We start from the raw sequence: 13,848 nt of genomic DNA, 5'->3' as shown, positions 1-13,848 counted from the left end.
GTAACAGTCTAGTATGAGATGATACTAAAGCTTAAGCGGTAATTCGATAGTATTTAAAAAAAAATGAAGAGAAATACAATGAGAATCTATTGTTAAAAAGTGAAGGCTTCAATCTATTATTGTTTTAGAAATAGGATTGTGCTTTGTTCTAAGTCCATTTTTCGTTTTACTAAAGAAATTCCATATTTTTCTTCTAATTGTTTGCTCATACTTTCAAAATTGGTCGTTTGAAGGGTGAAATTATAAGTGTCTTTGAGCCCAGTTTTGTCGAAAGTCATTCGCTTGTTCACTTTAGTCAAAGCATTTGCAAGTGACTTAATGTTAGATTTTTTGACGATAATTTCCCTCGGGTTTATAGTCACCAAGTTTCCATATGAGTCATTGGTAGATTTGTATTTAGATAACAGAGATGAGTTTGAAACTTTTAAATCCCAAACTTCAATTTGTTTACTAGTTCTATTAATTTGGAAATTATAGGTTTTTGCAAGTTGATTCAAAGCAATGCTTTTTGTTTGAGAGCTGTCTTTCGACTTGTTTTTGAAATATACGTTCAAAGTTTGTTCAAGTTGATCTTCATTATTAGTTTGTAACAAAATTTCATTTGTATTCAGTAATTGGGATAGAATCGTTTTTAGACTTACATTTTTGTAAGCTAGGCTATCCGGATAGTTTTGTTGCGTACTTTGAAGGCGTATATTATCAGTTTCTTCAATCTTGATAGAATAATCAAGGGTTTCAAAGTTTAGTTTTTCAGAATGGTTTGCGATGGATAGTATTCCAATACCAATAAATAAAGCATTATGAAGCCCGTGCATTAAAAACCCTGAAATAAATCCATCACGAACCCTTAGGTAGCCAATAATGAGGCCTAATATTATTTGTGGCGCTACTAAAAGTGGCGATAGAAGTAAAATGGTATAGGAAAACTCAAAATTAGTAATATGAACCATTCCAAAGAGCACAGCAGAAAAATAAAATATGAATTTGTATCTTTTAGTCCAGACTGAGCTTAGGAATGTTGCTGCTTTTTGTTGATTTCGTTTTCCTGTGAGTGAAGCTACTGCAACGATAAAATGCAATGCGTAATTGTCTTTGTAACGCAAATACAGGCGAAAGAGTAGCTCTTCGAAAAAAGGTATTATGATGACTACTATAAGCAAGAGTACTGGAATTGATACTGACTTGATCAAATTTTCCATTGCGTGGTTTTCAGGATCCACTAATCCTAGTTGTTCAAGACCACTAATCAAAAGAATCAAAACTACCATAACAGGAATTTCAATTAGCAGTAAGGAAAAAAGCGTTTTGACTTTTTGAACTACGGTTCGTTTTGGTCCTGCCTCGTCTTTAGGATTTTTTAAAAAGACCATTAAATTGAAGTAGTTTTCTTTGATCGCTTCCAGCATAGGAGTATTTTATAATTTAATATTTAGTGTTGTAGAAAAAAATCTAATGGACTGTTTAGGGAAGTGGTTTCATTTGAATAATGTTCATTTCTCCTGTCACAAACATAATCAAATCAATACGAAAAATAGCACATTCAGAAATATATTCACAAGAATTTTAAGTTGGTATTATGGAAGTTTTCATCATTGACACACTAGTAGTTCATTAGTATAGATACACTTTTAGTTTAATGTGAATTTTAAACTTTCGTTAAAAAACGGCTTGGTTTAGACTATTTTTTGAGAAATGAACTAAATTTGAGAAAACAGAAAATCTATAATTATGAAAAGAAATGCAACCGCAGTCTGGAATGGTTCACTCAAAGAAGGAACCGGAAAATTGACGACACAAAGTACTACATTAAGCGATACACAATATTCATTCAAATCCCGTTTTGAAGAAGGAGTAGGGACAAATCCTGAGGAACTGATTGCTGCTGCACATTCAGGTTGCTTTACGATGCAACTTTCAGCTTACATTACGGAAGCTGGTTTTGAAATTGAAAGTATTGAAACCAAATGCGATATTGATTTGGTAGATGGAACCATTTTGACTTCACAACTAACGGTTACAGCAAAGGTTAGCGGAATAGCAGAAGATGATTTTCAACAATTAGTGACTAAGGCAGAAAAAAATTGTCCTATTTCTAAGGTATTGAATGCCGCAATTTCTACTACCGCTACTTTAGCATAAACCAACAAAAAATCTTCAAACAAAAAGGCTCGGTTTAAATCGAGCCTTTTTGCTTTTGTATATCCCATTATTTCTTTACTAAAACTTCTTTGATTGCTTTTTCAGTAAGCGGAGCCATAATCTGATAACCCAATTGGTTGGGATGTACGCCATCTCCGGAATAAGCAGTTTTCAATCCGTTACGGTCATCTTTCATAGCTGAAAAGTAATCAAGATAAACAATTCCATTAGCGTTAGCATAATTTTTTATTATTTGATTTAAAGCTACCACTTTTTCCGCTGGATTTTGATTGGGTTTCCAAGAGAAGTCATAAGCAGGTAGCACGGAGCATAAAATGACTTTTATCTGGTTTGCTTGCGCCAATTCGGTCATCGAGAAGATATTATTTGCAATCATATCTAATGTTGCTGGACCCGTATTTCCGGCAATGTCATTTATTCCTGCTAAAATAAGTACAGCGGTAGGTTTTAAATCAATCACATCAGCTCTAAAACGGATGAGCATTTGCGGTGTGGTTTGACCGCTGATACCGCGATTGATGTATGATTTTCCAGTAAAATATTCGGAATCTATTGCACTCCAAAATTCAGTTATAGAATCGCCCATCAATACAATTCTCTTTTCTCCGGGCGCTAATGGTTTCAGCTGTGCATTCTCCTCTTGATATTTGCTTAAATTCGGCCAGTCCTGAGCTTGTGCTTTTCCTCCCATAATGATTGATAAAAATAAGATGCTATAAAAGAATTGAATTTTCTTCATCTGTCCTTGGATTTAAAATTTTTAAAGAAAATTAGTACGCGCCTAATACAACCAATTCAAACTATATTTGCTTCTTTGAAAGCTACACCAAAGAAGGTTGATTTTAAAAAGTTAAATTAATCAAACAAATCAGAGGATAAATAACGATCGCCACGATCACAAATAATGGCTACAATCACACCAGATTCGATGGTGTTGGCTATTTTTACTGCTGCAGCAACAGAACCGCCACTGCTCATTCCTGCAAAAACACCTTCTTCAAGTGCCAAACGTTTGGTCATTGCCCGAGCTTCAGTTTCTGAAACTTCAATGATTGTATCTACCTTTGAGGCATCAAATATTTTTGGTAAATATTCTTGCGGCCATTTTCTGATTCCTGGAATTTGCGAGCCATCGCTGGGTTGTGCTCCTACAATTTGAATCGCTGGATTTTTTTCTTTTAAATAGGTAGAGGTTCCTATAATGGTTCCTGTAGTTCCCATTGCGGAGACAAAATGGGTCACGGTTCCTTCCGTATCGGTCCATATTTCTGGACCTGTTGTTTTGTAATGTGCTTTCCAGTTGTCATCATTGGCAAACTGATTGAGCATAATATAGCCGCCTTCGGCTACTTTTTTGTCAGCATAATCTCTAGAACCAATAATTCCTGTAGCAGCGGGCGTTAAAATCACTGTAGCGCCATAAGCGCGCATGGTTTGGGTGCGTTCCTTAGTAGAGTCTTCTGGAAGTACCAATTCGATTTCGATATTGAATAGTTTAGCTATCATCGCTAATGCAATACCCGTGTTCCCGCTTGTAGCCTCAATAAGCTTATCTCCTTTTTTTATATCTCCCCTTTCTAGTGCCGATTTGATCATGTTGTACGCCGCTCGGTCTTTCAAACTGCCACCCGGATTATTTCCTTCTAGTTTCAGTAAAAGTTTTACGTTTTTATTTTGTACTAAATTAGTAGATTCCACTAAAGGTGTATTTCCAATGAGGTCTAATATTTTGAATGATTTCATGCTATTTTGTATCTTAATTTTAATTAGAATGCCTGTTTCTTGCTAATGAATGCTTTTATAGCGTCCGTTTTTAAATACAACAACAACAAGAATAATAGAAAGGGATATGGTTGTAATGCAATGACATTCGAATTTGTTTTGTAGTGAAATGCAAAGATATTGAACTATTTTGAATTATTTCTTTCAAAAACAAAAAGTGATCCTTCATATCGAGGTACTTTTGTTAAATAAAATAATGAAAGTTGTTTGATTTGCGAGAATAGAAAATGGAGTCGTATTTTTATTATTTAATAATCTACTGCAGCTATTTACTAGTTTTGATGAAAGTATTTTTTTTAATTAGCCAATAAATAACAAGCCATGAAAAGTAATTTAACTTTTGTTAGTGACATTTCTAAGAAAGAATTTCCACTTGCTGATAAAGTTTCGGCAAAAACAATACGAAACCCCATATTAGCGCTTATAGAAAGTGATTTTCCTGATTTTGATTCGAATAAATTTTTAGCTATTGAGGAGCTTAATATGTACCGGGAGAAATACATATCTAATTACTTGCTGGTTGAAATAGGAGAGTTGTCCAATTTAGAAGCTAAGGTTATTGATTCTTTAAGCGAAGATAAATCATTGGTGAGTGGTGTTGAAGATGAATTAGGCGCTCGTACAGTTGGTCAGAAAGTGGCAGATCAAGTGGCAGGTTTTGGCGGAAGCTGGAAATTTATTATTCTTTTTGGAGTATTTATTATGCTTTGGATTTTAGCAAATATTTATATTCTACTGAATAAAGGGTTTGACCCTTATCCTTTTATTTTATTGAATTTAATTTTATCTTGTTTGGCTGCACTTCAAGCTCCAGTAATTATGATGAGTCAGAATCGTCAGGAGGAAAAGGATAGGGAAAGAGCTAAAAAAGATTATATGATTAATCTCAAATCAGAACTTGAAATCCGAATGCTTCATGAAAAAATGGATCATTTGATTATGCATCAACAAGAGGAATTAATAGAAATTCAAAAAGTCCAAATCGAAATGATGAATGATATTCTGTCAAGAATTAAATAATTTTTTGAACGGGAAAAGTTAGAAATAAAGTGAAGAATAGTGTTTGAAAAAATAACCAACAATCATAAAAACACCATTTAAGATAGCGGAAGAAATAATCCATTTTTTATAATTTCTATTGTTGTCAATCAAATTCAAACTTACAATTCCAAGAAATAATAAGGTCGTGAAAAGGGCTGGATACATCTTGAAAGCGCCGTAAAAATCGCCTTGTACTAACAGTAAAAAACCCCTCTGAAAACCGCATCCCAAACACTCCATCCCAAAGAGGGTTTTGCTTAAACACGGAAACATATATTTTTCTAAATCCAATGGTTTTATTTTTTACAATTTTACAAAAAAATAAGTAACGATTGAAAAATTAAGGAGGTAATTTTAAATTCATTACTTTTGGAATCTGATATTTTTAAAGATGAAAAAGTTTATAATCCCCATAATGATTGTTGCCATCATTGTTGCTTTGTTCGAGCAAGTCAGTGCAGAAAAAAATGTGTACATCATGGTCGTTGCTATTGTGATTTTCATGATAGGAATGATGCAGTTGAGTGCCAAAACACCCAGTAAAAATCAAGATAAAGAAAACGAAAATGTTTAACAAAGGAGATAAGGTTTCAGTTCTGGATGAAGCTATAAACGGAATAGTATTATCCGTAAAAGAGCAGCAGGTAACTATCGAAACAGAGGATGGATTTATGATGACATTTTTTGTCAAGGAATTGATTAAAATAAACGATTCCAGTAACTTACTTGATTCTATCAGAAGAATTAATATAAGTGAAGTTGCTAAGGAAAAAGAAATTCCAAAAGCACGAAGTTTTGTAAAAGAGAAAAAATCTAAACACGAAATTCCGGCTCCCGAATTTGATTTGCACATTGAGAAACTAGTGCCTAATAAACGGGGAATGACAAATTATGATATTCTTACCTTACAAACAGAAACGGCAAAACGACACATAGAATTTGCTATAAGAAATCGGATTCCTAAAATTGTTTTCATCCATGGAGTTGGTGAAGGAGTCTTAAAAGCAGAACTGGATTTCTTACTAGGTCGTTATGATAATATTGCTTTTGCAGAGGGTAATTATCAAAAATACGGACAAGGCGCAACAGAAGTTTTTATCAAACAAAGTGCGATGTAATTCTCTTTTTAAGTGATTTAAATCGAAAAAATAATCCCGATTTCAAGTCTATTTTCTATTTGAAAGTGACTTGAAATCGGGATTTTTGTTGGGGTAAAAAACGATTGATTTTGAGATTGAATTTATATAAAATTCAAGATTAATTGGTAGTCAATAATTCACCGTAAATATAATTGTCACCTAAAAGAAAATCACTGTTTCCCTTCTTCATTTTTACATTTTTAAGAATCACGGTATGTTTAAAACCGTTTCCAAAACTAGTGGTTGTTACTTCAATCCTGCCACTGATATTAGCAACTCCAGCTACGGCAATCCATTCCTCAAGAACTACAGGAGTAGATGGAAAAGTGGTATTACAAAAGTAATCATCAGTCAACAAACCAGAGAATAATCGATACGTAAGTTTGTTTTTGGTATCGCTAATTAGGCCACTTCTTGGTGTGTTTATTGGAGTAGCTTGATTAGTAATCAAAGTGGGATCTATATCTAGAATCAGTGCTTCGCTACTATTTTTATCATAAAGCTGTTTAGAATTTGAGCATTGCTTTAACACTTTAGTAAAAGCAAAAGGCAAACCGGTGGTGTTCAGAATATAGTCCCCAAACGTAAATGTTTCATAAACTTGTGTACCGTTTCCTTTATCAAAAGTGATGTTTTTAAAGGTAATATTGTGGTTATAACCTGTGATTTTAGAACTGTTCTCTGCTTCATTCCTAGTTTTAATGGCAGTAGTATTTATGACTATTCTTCCACCTGTAGCCGTCCATTGATCTGTTACAACTGGCGTTGCTGGGGGGATTGTTTCGCATAATGTAGAAGCAGTTACGGTACCATTATAAAACCGATAAATTACTCGATTGGTACTATTAATCTCTAGTTCCTGAGTAGAAGTTTCAGCAGGGAAATTGATTCCTAAGGCATCAAAAATAAGAGCTTCACTATCTTTTACTTTATAAATAATAGTGTTTGAGGTACATTTTTGTGCGGCAACATCCTCAAAATTGATGTCTTCTTGAATTAAATCTCCATCATCACAACCATTTAAGAACAGGGCAAAAACCAACAAGCTAAGGACTCTTTTCATTTTTATAAAATTTCTAACAAAAATAGAATTTTTAATTTATACCAAATACAATACCGAATAAAAATACCGTATTTAACAACATATTGTGCTTTTTTGTTTTTTAGGGTTGGAGAATAAATTTACTATTTCTACTTAAATTTTTGAATCGAATTGTACGGTTTGAAAGCCAATAGAATTCGTTATCTTTGTACCAATTTAATAAGGGTCATGAGGCTTAACAAATATTATTCAGCTGCTTTTTTAGCTTTTTTTGTCTGGGGTTTTTTTAGTTTTGCTTTGAAACCGTTGCATAATTATCCTTCTCTTGATATTTTGTTTTATCGCGTCTTTTTTAGTGCGATTACAATGGTACTCATAAATGTAGTTTTTCGAAGAAGAGTAATAAGAGAAAATTGGAATCACTTTAAAAATAGCTCATCAAAACAACAAAAAAAGGTTGTGTTACTGACACTTGGTGGTGGCGTATTCCTCTCTTCAAACTGGTTTGTTTACATCTATGTAATGAATCATGTTAGCGTTAATGCAGCATCATTAGCCTATTTGATTTGTCCTATTGTAACGACAGTTTTTGCCTTTTATATATTGAAAGAAACATTGAGTAAATGGCAATGGATTGCTGTGAGCATCAGTTTTTTCAGTTGTATTTTGTTGTCATTCAACCATTTTCAGGATATTTTTTACAGCCTTATCACTGCGGCAACATACGCAATGTATTTAGTGAGTCAACGAAAAAATAATGGTTTGGATAAATTTCTGGGGCTTACGATTCAATTGATTTTTACAGCGCTTGTTTTACTTCCTTTTTATCCAAAATACAGCGGAGCAATCCCTACGGAACCTTTATTTTATACCTGTATGTTCATGATTGTGGTGTTTTTTACCATTATCCCGTTGTTTTTAAATCTCTATGCGCTCAAAGGAATTAACTCTTCTGCGGTAGGAATTATGATTTATATTAACCCGATTATTAATTTTTTACTGGCCCTATTTTATTACAATGAGCAAGTAAGTTTCCTTCAATTGTTTTCTTATTTTTTAATTTTTGTTTCGATAGTGGTATTTAATGAAAGAATACTCTTTTCTAAAAAACCGAAAGCGATGCCAGCAGAAATTAAAGGGCTTTAATAATTTTATATTTTAAAAAATGAAAAAAGTATATCTCGATAATGCCTCAACCACGGCTCTGCGTCCAGAGGTGATTCAGGAAATGACTCAAGTTTTAACGGAAGAGTACGGAAATCCATCTTCAACACATAGTTTAGGACGTTCCGCCAAAAACATTTTGGAACTTTCCAGAAAATCAATCGCCAAAAATTTGAATGCTACCGCTCAGGAAATTATTTTCACGTCTTGTGGAACTGAGGCTAATAATTGGATTCTCCGTTCAGCCGTAAAAGATTTGAAAGTGAAGAGAATTATTACTAGTAAAATTGAGCATCATGCTGTTTTGTACACGGCTTTAGTATTAGAAAAAGAGTACGGTATTCAAGTAGATTATGTGGCAATCAAGCCAAACGGTGAAATTGACATAACTGATTTAGTAGAATTACTCTCGCAAGAAAAGAAAACATTAGTCAGTTTGATGCATGTGAACAATGAAACAGGAACCGTTTTAGACTTGGAACGAATAGGCCGTATTTGTCAAGAACATAATGTTTTATTTCATTCGGATACGGTGCAGTCCATTGGAAAAACAACAATTGATTTACAAAATTTACCAATTGATTTCATTGTGGCTAGTGCGCATAAATTTCACGGACCAAAAGGAGTTGGTTTTGCTTTTATTCGAAAAAATTCCGGGTTACAACCACTATTCTTTGGCGGAGAACAGGAAAAAGGATTGCGAGCCGGTACTGAGGCTTTACATCAAATTGCCGGAATGGCAAAAGCATTAGAACTTTCATACCGCAATTTAGAAACGGAACGAAGCCATATTACTGAATTACGAAGTTATCTTATTACTCAACTTGAAATTGAATTTCCAGCTTTTGCAATCAATGGAACTGTCGATGGATTTTATACGGTTTTGAATGTATTGATGCCTTTCTCAGCGGATAAAACAGCAATGATTTTATTTCATTTAGATATGAAAGGAATTGCAGTTTCCCGCGGAAGCGCCTGTCAATCTGGAAGCGTAAAACCTTCACATGTTTTAGCCGAAATGCTTTCAAATGAAGATTTGAAAAAACCTAGTTTGCGTATTTCGTTTAGTCATTTCAATACAAAGGAAGATATTGATGTACTTGTAGGCGCATTGAAAACGATATAAAAAAAATCTGCTTTTCAGCAGATTTTTTAGTGGAATTTAAGTAATTAAGGACTTCGTTTTGGATGTTTTTATTGGATACGAGGGTTTTTCGTTATATTTTTCCATGATTAAGCGCGCTTTAAAAAAACACAAAGTAGATTCAGCTCCCTGATTAATGTTGATGTGTTTGTCTTCTAATCCGTCATACGAAGCACCATTTTCTGGATTGTACATGATCTGTTTTAGATGATTGTTCCCCAAAAACCAGATGAAAGCGAGTTTTAATTGGTCTTTGTATTTTGTATTTTGCGTTACATCATAAAACAAATCGAGTGCAATTATGGTTGTAGCGACTTCAATAGGTTGTTCGCCATAGAAAACCCTTTCATTTTGTTTTTTGAACCAACCTCGGTTTGATATTACTTTCAACTGTCCTTTCATAAAATAGTGAGAAAGTAAAAAGTCAAAAGTAATAACTGCAATTTTTTTATATTTAGGATTTTTTGTGACTAAATAACTGTACATCATAGCTTCGGGCAGCACATTATTGGCATAGGTCATGTAATCTTCGTACCAGCACCAATTCTCGACTGAATTGATTTTATAATGGCGTAGCAGTTCATTAGCCAATTTCTCGATATGATTTTTTATATCTTTATCTTCATACGTTTCATGGTACAGATAAAGACCTTTGAGAGCATAGGCTATGGCTCTTGGTGATTTGAAGTTGTCTATCTTGTTTATTGCTTTATCCCAGCATTTTACGGCCTGGCAAATCATGTCCAGCGGTAAGTTTTGTCTGTGGGAAATCACCGTTCCAAGACTCCACAACGCTCTGCCATTTGCATCTTCCAAATTTACTTCTTCGTTTTGTTTGGTTAGTTTCTTGTTATAATCTTTGTAATTGTCAAACCAGCCATCCTGTTGTTGTATGCCTTCGATAAAATTTAAGTAGGTATTTGCCAGTTTCAAATTCTCTTCATTGGGAAACGCTTTATTGTATAGGACCATGTTGATTAATGCTCTGGCATTATCGTCCAGCGTATAGCCTGATTCAGGATCAGGCTGACTGAATTTTGAAAACTGAAGAATTCCAAAATCGGTAGTCAGTTTTTTGATATGATCTAATTTTATAGGAGGAAAATTGAATCGTAAATCATCTTCTCTATTCGTTAATTGGTCAAATAAAAGACGGTATTGGATGGCGATATTCTCCCAGTTTGTCGCACGAGCCATAGAAAAGGCATTTTTCCCCATTGCTATCCTCTGCTCTTTATTTTCAATGAGATAGAGGATTGCTTCCTTAAATTCATCGGGTTTATCGAAACTTTTCATTAGGATTCCATTGCCGTTTCCTAACGATTCGACAGCATGAGGTATGGGAGTAGAAATTACAGCGCACCCGCTGCTCATTGCATAAGCAAAGGTTCCACTTACTGCTTGATTTGGATCTTTGGAAGAGAATAAATAAATTTCTGATAAGGTTAAAAATTCCAATAATTGTTCCAATTGCAGGTACTCATTGATAAAAATTACATTGCTTTCTAAACCAAGTTCTTTTACTAAAGTAGCAAGTAGATTGCGGTATTTCTCTCCTTCTCTTTTTATAACTTCGGGATGTGTCTTTCCTATTACAAGGTAAACTACTTCAGGATGTCGCGCTACAATTTCCGGTAATGCCTGTAAGACGGTTTCAATTCCTTTATTTTCACTAATTAATCCAAAAGTAGATAGTACAATTTTGTCTTTAAAACCATATTTGTTTTTCAGTATTTTTTTTTGTTCCCATAGTACAGTGTGATTTCCATGAGGAATTACTATGGTCTTTGTCGGAGGACAATTATAGTAGTCGATCAGAATTTCTTTTGATTTTTTGGTTAGAACCACCACTTTGTCCGATAAATCAGTGAGCGCATAAACCACTTTTATTCTTTTTTCGTCGGGATTAGGCAGCACTGTATGAAAAACGGTTACAATGGGTTTGTTAAGCGCCAATATAAAGGAAAGGATATGATCGCCATATTCTCCTCTAAAAAGACCAAATTCATGTTGAATACAAACCAATCCAATATCATTGCGTTCATTTATTTTCTCGGCGACCAACCTGTAATGAACCAAAGAATCTACCGGCAGAACATAGCTCACTTCTTCAGGATATTTAAAATCTTGCTCTCTGGTTTGCAATGCGCATACTTCAACGGGAAGCGTGTCTCCAAATACAACATCCAAGGCATTGACAATATCATTAGTAAAAGTTGCTATTCCGCATTCTCTAGGTGGGTAGGAGCTTACAATCAGCATTTTTATTCCTTTCTCGATTTTCATAGCGTCATTTTTTAAGGTTGTTTTCTCAATTCGAGAAGCAATTCATTTAAGTCTAATTTTGCAACAGCAATGTGTTTATCGGCCACGCCGTAGTATAGGTATAGGTCTTTGCCAAATAATGCATGTCCTGATGGAAAGACAACATTGCTTACTACTCCCTCTATTTCCCATTGCTTTGTGGGTGAAAACAACGGAAATGGTAATCTGGCAATCTCAATTTTCGGATTGTCCAATTGTAATAATGCGGCTTTTGCATGATATATTTTTCCCTTTATCGTCTCTTGTACGCCATGGTAAATTAGCAACCAGCCATATTCAGTTTCTATAGGCGGACCGCCAGCACCAATGTAATTCACTTCGTATACATCTTTGGGATCCAGTACAATATGATCCACTAACTTAATGAGATATTCTTTCCAAAAATCTTCTGTTAAATCCTTGAAATCATTGAATTCCACAATCTGAATTCCCGGCCAAATCCGGTGCAAAAGCATAAATTTTCCGTTTATTTTCCTTGGAAATAAGACCACATCTTTATCTCGAAGCAACCGGAATTCATCGGCAACTAATCCTATTTGGGCAAAAAGATTATAGTACTGATGGTATTTTGGATTGAGTTTACTGCTATCACAGCAGTTCATAAAATTTTCATATTCTTGATAATTAACATGTGGCGTTATGATTCCGTGCTTTTCAAAATGAATTAAATCCTTTGAAGTGGCAAGGGCTCCCATCGCATTGACTCCATCATAAGCGGTATAAGTTATATAATAGGTATCCTCAATTTTCACAACTCTTGCATCTTCCACACCGTGTTTTTCATAATCAAAATCTCTCGAAATCAATGGCTTTTCATAGCGTTCTGTTACTTTCATGGGACCATCCAACTTGGCGTATCCTATTGTAGAATAATTGCCGTGTTCTACCGCTCGATATAAAACATGAATCGTATTTCCGTCCTGATAAATCCCAGGATTGAACACGCCGTTATTTTCAAATTGGTGGTTGGTAGGACTTAGAATTATTCCTAATTTTTCTATTGTAACCATGTTGCAATCGTCTTTTACGTAGTTCTAAAATCAAATAAAGGCAATAATCTATTTTACTATTCATCCTTTTTTTGTTCTTTTAATTTTGCTTTTTCTTGTTTTCTAAAATATCCCCGCAACAAAAAATTATGTTTCAAAGCTTCGAGATTTTCATTCAAACGCAAGCTGGCTTCGTTAACATTAGTCATCGTTGAATCTATTTTCCGAACTAGTTCTGGGTCATTTGAAAGATAATTTACAGCTCCTTTTCCGTTTTTTATATTTACAATTGTGGTATCTAGGTTGTTTACAACATTATCTATTTGGGTACTAGTTTGTTTTAAATTCAGGACTATTTTTTTAAGATTATTGGCAACCGCGGTATCTTTCAAAACACCAATTACATTGTCTTTATTTTCTAAGGAAGAAATGAGTCGGTTTATTTTCGTGATTGATTCTGAACTTCCTTGTCCCGTAATTTTCAAATAATGAACGGTTTGTTTTAAATCATTTGCCAAGTTAGCATCCTTAATTAATAAGCCCACAGTTCCAGTTCCCTGATTGATTTCATTCGTAATTTTAAGTAAATCGGATGTCAGTAGTGCCGCATTTTTATTGGTTTTACCAAGGATATTCAACATATCATCCATGCGAATGCGGCTTAACGTAAGAATTTCATCTCCTGGTAATATTGAGCTTGCTTTTTCCTTACCCGGAATAATATTAATAATCATGTTTCCCACTAAACCATCTGAACCGATTGTGGCTGTGGCATTTTTCCTGATGTGTGGAAAAATGGTTTTATCAATCAGCATATCGACTTTTATTGCCGTATCATTTATCATTGTTATGCCACTAACCGTACCCACATTTATCCCGGAATAGCGTACATTATTTCCCAGTTGCAGACCGCTTACATTATTAAAAACCGCGGATAATTGATTGGTTTTTCCAAACATTTGTTGCTTATCGCCAATAAAATATACCGCGAGTATAAAAAGTAATAACCCGATAATAACAAAAAGTCCAAGTCGCAATTTTTGTGATGTCGTTTTTTCCATT

14 protein-coding genes are annotated in these 13,848 nt (G+C 34.2%); 6 read left to right on the top strand and 8 right to left on the bottom strand.

The window, feature by feature from the left end; all coding sequences use genetic code 11:
• Window positions 1–116 precede the first annotated feature (116 nt).
• Window positions 117–1,406 (bottom strand): CPBP family glutamic-type intramembrane protease, encoded by a 1,290-nt coding sequence (locus E0F91_RS03800; RefSeq protein ID WP_132065027.1) that lies wholly within the window; start codon window positions 1,404–1,406, stop codon window positions 117–119.
• Window positions 1,407–1,728: 322 nt separating this feature from the next.
• Here E0F91_RS03800 and E0F91_RS03795 point away from each other — a divergent pair, with 322 nt between their 5' ends.
• Window positions 1,729–2,139, top strand: coding sequence for an OsmC family protein (locus tag E0F91_RS03795; RefSeq protein ID WP_132065026.1), 411 nt, complete (start codon window positions 1,729–1,731; stop codon window positions 2,137–2,139).
• Between the two features lie 67 nt (window positions 2,140–2,206).
• Here the strand turns inward: E0F91_RS03795 and E0F91_RS03790 are convergent, their stop codons facing one another.
• Together E0F91_RS03790 and cysM are read right to left on the bottom strand one after the other, a co-directional pair.
• Window positions 2,207–2,899 (bottom strand): SGNH/GDSL hydrolase family protein, encoded by a 693-nt coding sequence (locus tag E0F91_RS03790; RefSeq protein WP_243698832.1) that lies wholly within the window; start codon window positions 2,897–2,899, stop codon window positions 2,207–2,209.
• Window positions 2,900–3,015: 116 nt separating this feature from the next.
• Window positions 3,016–3,903: a cysteine synthase CysM gene (cysM, locus tag E0F91_RS03785; protein ID WP_132065025.1), complete on the bottom strand. Its 888-nt coding sequence runs from the start codon at window positions 3,901–3,903 to the stop codon at window positions 3,016–3,018.
• A gap of 360 nt (window positions 3,904–4,263) precedes the next feature.
• Here cysM and E0F91_RS03780 point away from each other — a divergent pair, with 360 nt between their 5' ends.
• Window positions 4,264–4,962, top strand: coding sequence for a DUF1003 domain-containing protein (locus E0F91_RS03780; protein WP_132065024.1), 699 nt, complete (start codon window positions 4,264–4,266; stop codon window positions 4,960–4,962).
• A gap of 18 nt (window positions 4,963–4,980) precedes the next feature.
• On the opposite strand, the gene E0F91_RS03775 is transcribed toward E0F91_RS03780, so the two are convergent.
• Window positions 4,981–5,256, bottom strand: a complete 276-nt coding sequence (locus E0F91_RS03775; RefSeq protein ID WP_341825439.1) for a DUF2752 domain-containing protein — start codon at window positions 5,254–5,256, stop codon at window positions 4,981–4,983.
• Between the two features lie 118 nt (window positions 5,257–5,374).
• On the opposite strand from E0F91_RS03775, the gene E0F91_RS03770 reads away from it, so the two are divergent.
• Both E0F91_RS03770 and E0F91_RS03765 read left to right on the top strand, forming a co-directional pair.
• Window positions 5,375–5,557, top strand: coding sequence for a hypothetical protein (locus tag E0F91_RS03770; RefSeq protein WP_132065022.1), 183 nt, complete (start codon window positions 5,375–5,377; stop codon window positions 5,555–5,557).
• A complete protein-coding gene (locus E0F91_RS03765) occupies window positions 5,550–6,101 on the top strand; it encodes a Smr/MutS family protein (RefSeq protein ID WP_132065021.1) in 552 nt (183 codons plus the stop codon). The genes E0F91_RS03770 and E0F91_RS03765 overlap by 8 nt, the downstream gene beginning before the upstream one ends.
• Before the next feature lie 139 nt (window positions 6,102–6,240).
• Here the strand turns inward: E0F91_RS03765 and E0F91_RS03760 are convergent, their stop codons facing one another.
• On the bottom strand, window positions 6,241–7,185 hold the full coding sequence (locus E0F91_RS03760; RefSeq protein ID WP_132065020.1) for a hypothetical protein: 945 nt from the start codon (window positions 7,183–7,185) through the stop codon (window positions 6,241–6,243).
• Window positions 7,186–7,392: 207 nt separating this feature from the next.
• Between E0F91_RS03760 and E0F91_RS03755 the strand changes: the two genes are divergently transcribed.
• Window positions 7,393–8,310 carry an EamA family transporter gene (locus tag E0F91_RS03755; RefSeq protein WP_132065019.1) on the top strand — a complete coding sequence of 306 codons (918 nt, stop codon included), beginning with the start codon at window positions 7,393–7,395 and terminating at the stop codon, window positions 8,308–8,310.
• 19 nt (window positions 8,311–8,329) lie between these two features.
• Window positions 8,330–9,454 (top strand): cysteine desulfurase family protein, encoded by a 1,125-nt coding sequence (locus E0F91_RS03750; RefSeq protein ID WP_132065018.1) that lies wholly within the window; start codon window positions 8,330–8,332, stop codon window positions 9,452–9,454.
• A gap of 36 nt (window positions 9,455–9,490) precedes the next feature.
• Here the strand turns inward: E0F91_RS03750 and E0F91_RS03745 are convergent, their stop codons facing one another.
• From E0F91_RS03745 to E0F91_RS03735, 3 genes are read right to left on the bottom strand one after another with little or no spacing between them, the layout of a single operon-like run.
• A complete protein-coding gene (locus E0F91_RS03745) occupies window positions 9,491–11,758 on the bottom strand; it encodes a glycosyltransferase (RefSeq protein WP_132065017.1) in 2,268 nt (755 codons plus the stop codon).
• A gap of 11 nt (window positions 11,759–11,769) precedes the next feature.
• Complete coding sequence (locus tag E0F91_RS03740; RefSeq protein WP_132065016.1) at window positions 11,770–12,807, bottom strand: glycoside hydrolase family 130 protein; 1,038 nt, start codon at window positions 12,805–12,807, stop codon at window positions 11,770–11,772.
• Between the two features lie 56 nt (window positions 12,808–12,863).
• Window positions 12,864–13,847 carry an MlaD family protein gene (locus E0F91_RS03735; RefSeq protein ID WP_132065015.1) on the bottom strand — a complete coding sequence of 328 codons (984 nt, stop codon included), beginning with the start codon at window positions 13,845–13,847 and terminating at the stop codon, window positions 12,864–12,866.
• Window position 13,848: the final 1 nt, after the last annotated feature.

It is taken from the genome of Flavobacterium sandaracinum (assembly GCF_004349135.1).
GTDB classification, from domain to species: domain Bacteria; phylum Bacteroidota; class Bacteroidia; order Flavobacteriales; family Flavobacteriaceae; genus Flavobacterium; species Flavobacterium sandaracinum.
This window is presented reverse-complemented; position numbering and strand designations above follow the sequence as displayed.

Excerpts from the sequence above, each read along its gene's own strand:
- cysM (WP_132065025.1), bottom strand. The coding sequence starts at position 3,903 with ATGAAATCATTCAAAATATTAGACCTCATTGGAAATACACCTTTAGTG.
- E0F91_RS03735 (WP_132065015.1), bottom strand. The coding sequence starts at position 13,847 with ATGGAAAAAACGACATCACAAAAATTGCGACTTGGACTTTTTGTTATT.
- E0F91_RS03795 (WP_132065026.1), top strand. The coding sequence starts at position 1,729 with ATGAAAAGAAATGCAACCGCAGTCTGGAATGGTTCACTCAAAGAAGGA.
- E0F91_RS03750 (WP_132065018.1), top strand. The coding sequence starts at position 8,330 with ATGAAAAAAGTATATCTCGATAATGCCTCAACCACGGCTCTGCGTCCA.
- E0F91_RS03770 (WP_132065022.1), top strand. The coding sequence starts at position 5,375 with ATGAAAAAGTTTATAATCCCCATAATGATTGTTGCCATCATTGTTGCT.
- E0F91_RS03775 (WP_341825439.1), bottom strand. The coding sequence starts at position 5,256 with ATGTTTCCGTGTTTAAGCAAAACCCTCTTTGGGATGGAGTGTTTGGGA.
- E0F91_RS03740 (WP_132065016.1), bottom strand. The coding sequence starts at position 12,807 with ATGGTTACAATAGAAAAATTAGGAATAATTCTAAGTCCTACCAACCAC.
- E0F91_RS03755 (WP_132065019.1), top strand. The coding sequence starts at position 7,393 with ATGAGGCTTAACAAATATTATTCAGCTGCTTTTTTAGCTTTTTTTGTC.
- E0F91_RS03800 (WP_132065027.1), bottom strand. The coding sequence starts at position 1,406 with ATGCTGGAAGCGATCAAAGAAAACTACTTCAATTTAATGGTCTTTTTA.
- E0F91_RS03745 (WP_132065017.1), bottom strand. The coding sequence starts at position 11,758 with ATGAAAATCGAGAAAGGAATAAAAATGCTGATTGTAAGCTCCTACCCA.
- E0F91_RS03760 (WP_132065020.1), bottom strand. The coding sequence starts at position 7,185 with ATGAAAAGAGTCCTTAGCTTGTTGGTTTTTGCCCTGTTCTTAAATGGT.
- E0F91_RS03780 (WP_132065024.1), top strand. The coding sequence starts at position 4,264 with ATGAAAAGTAATTTAACTTTTGTTAGTGACATTTCTAAGAAAGAATTT.
- E0F91_RS03765 (WP_132065021.1), top strand. The coding sequence starts at position 5,550 with ATGTTTAACAAAGGAGATAAGGTTTCAGTTCTGGATGAAGCTATAAAC.
- E0F91_RS03790 (WP_243698832.1), bottom strand. The coding sequence starts at position 2,899 with ATGAAGAAAATTCAATTCTTTTATAGCATCTTATTTTTATCAATCATT.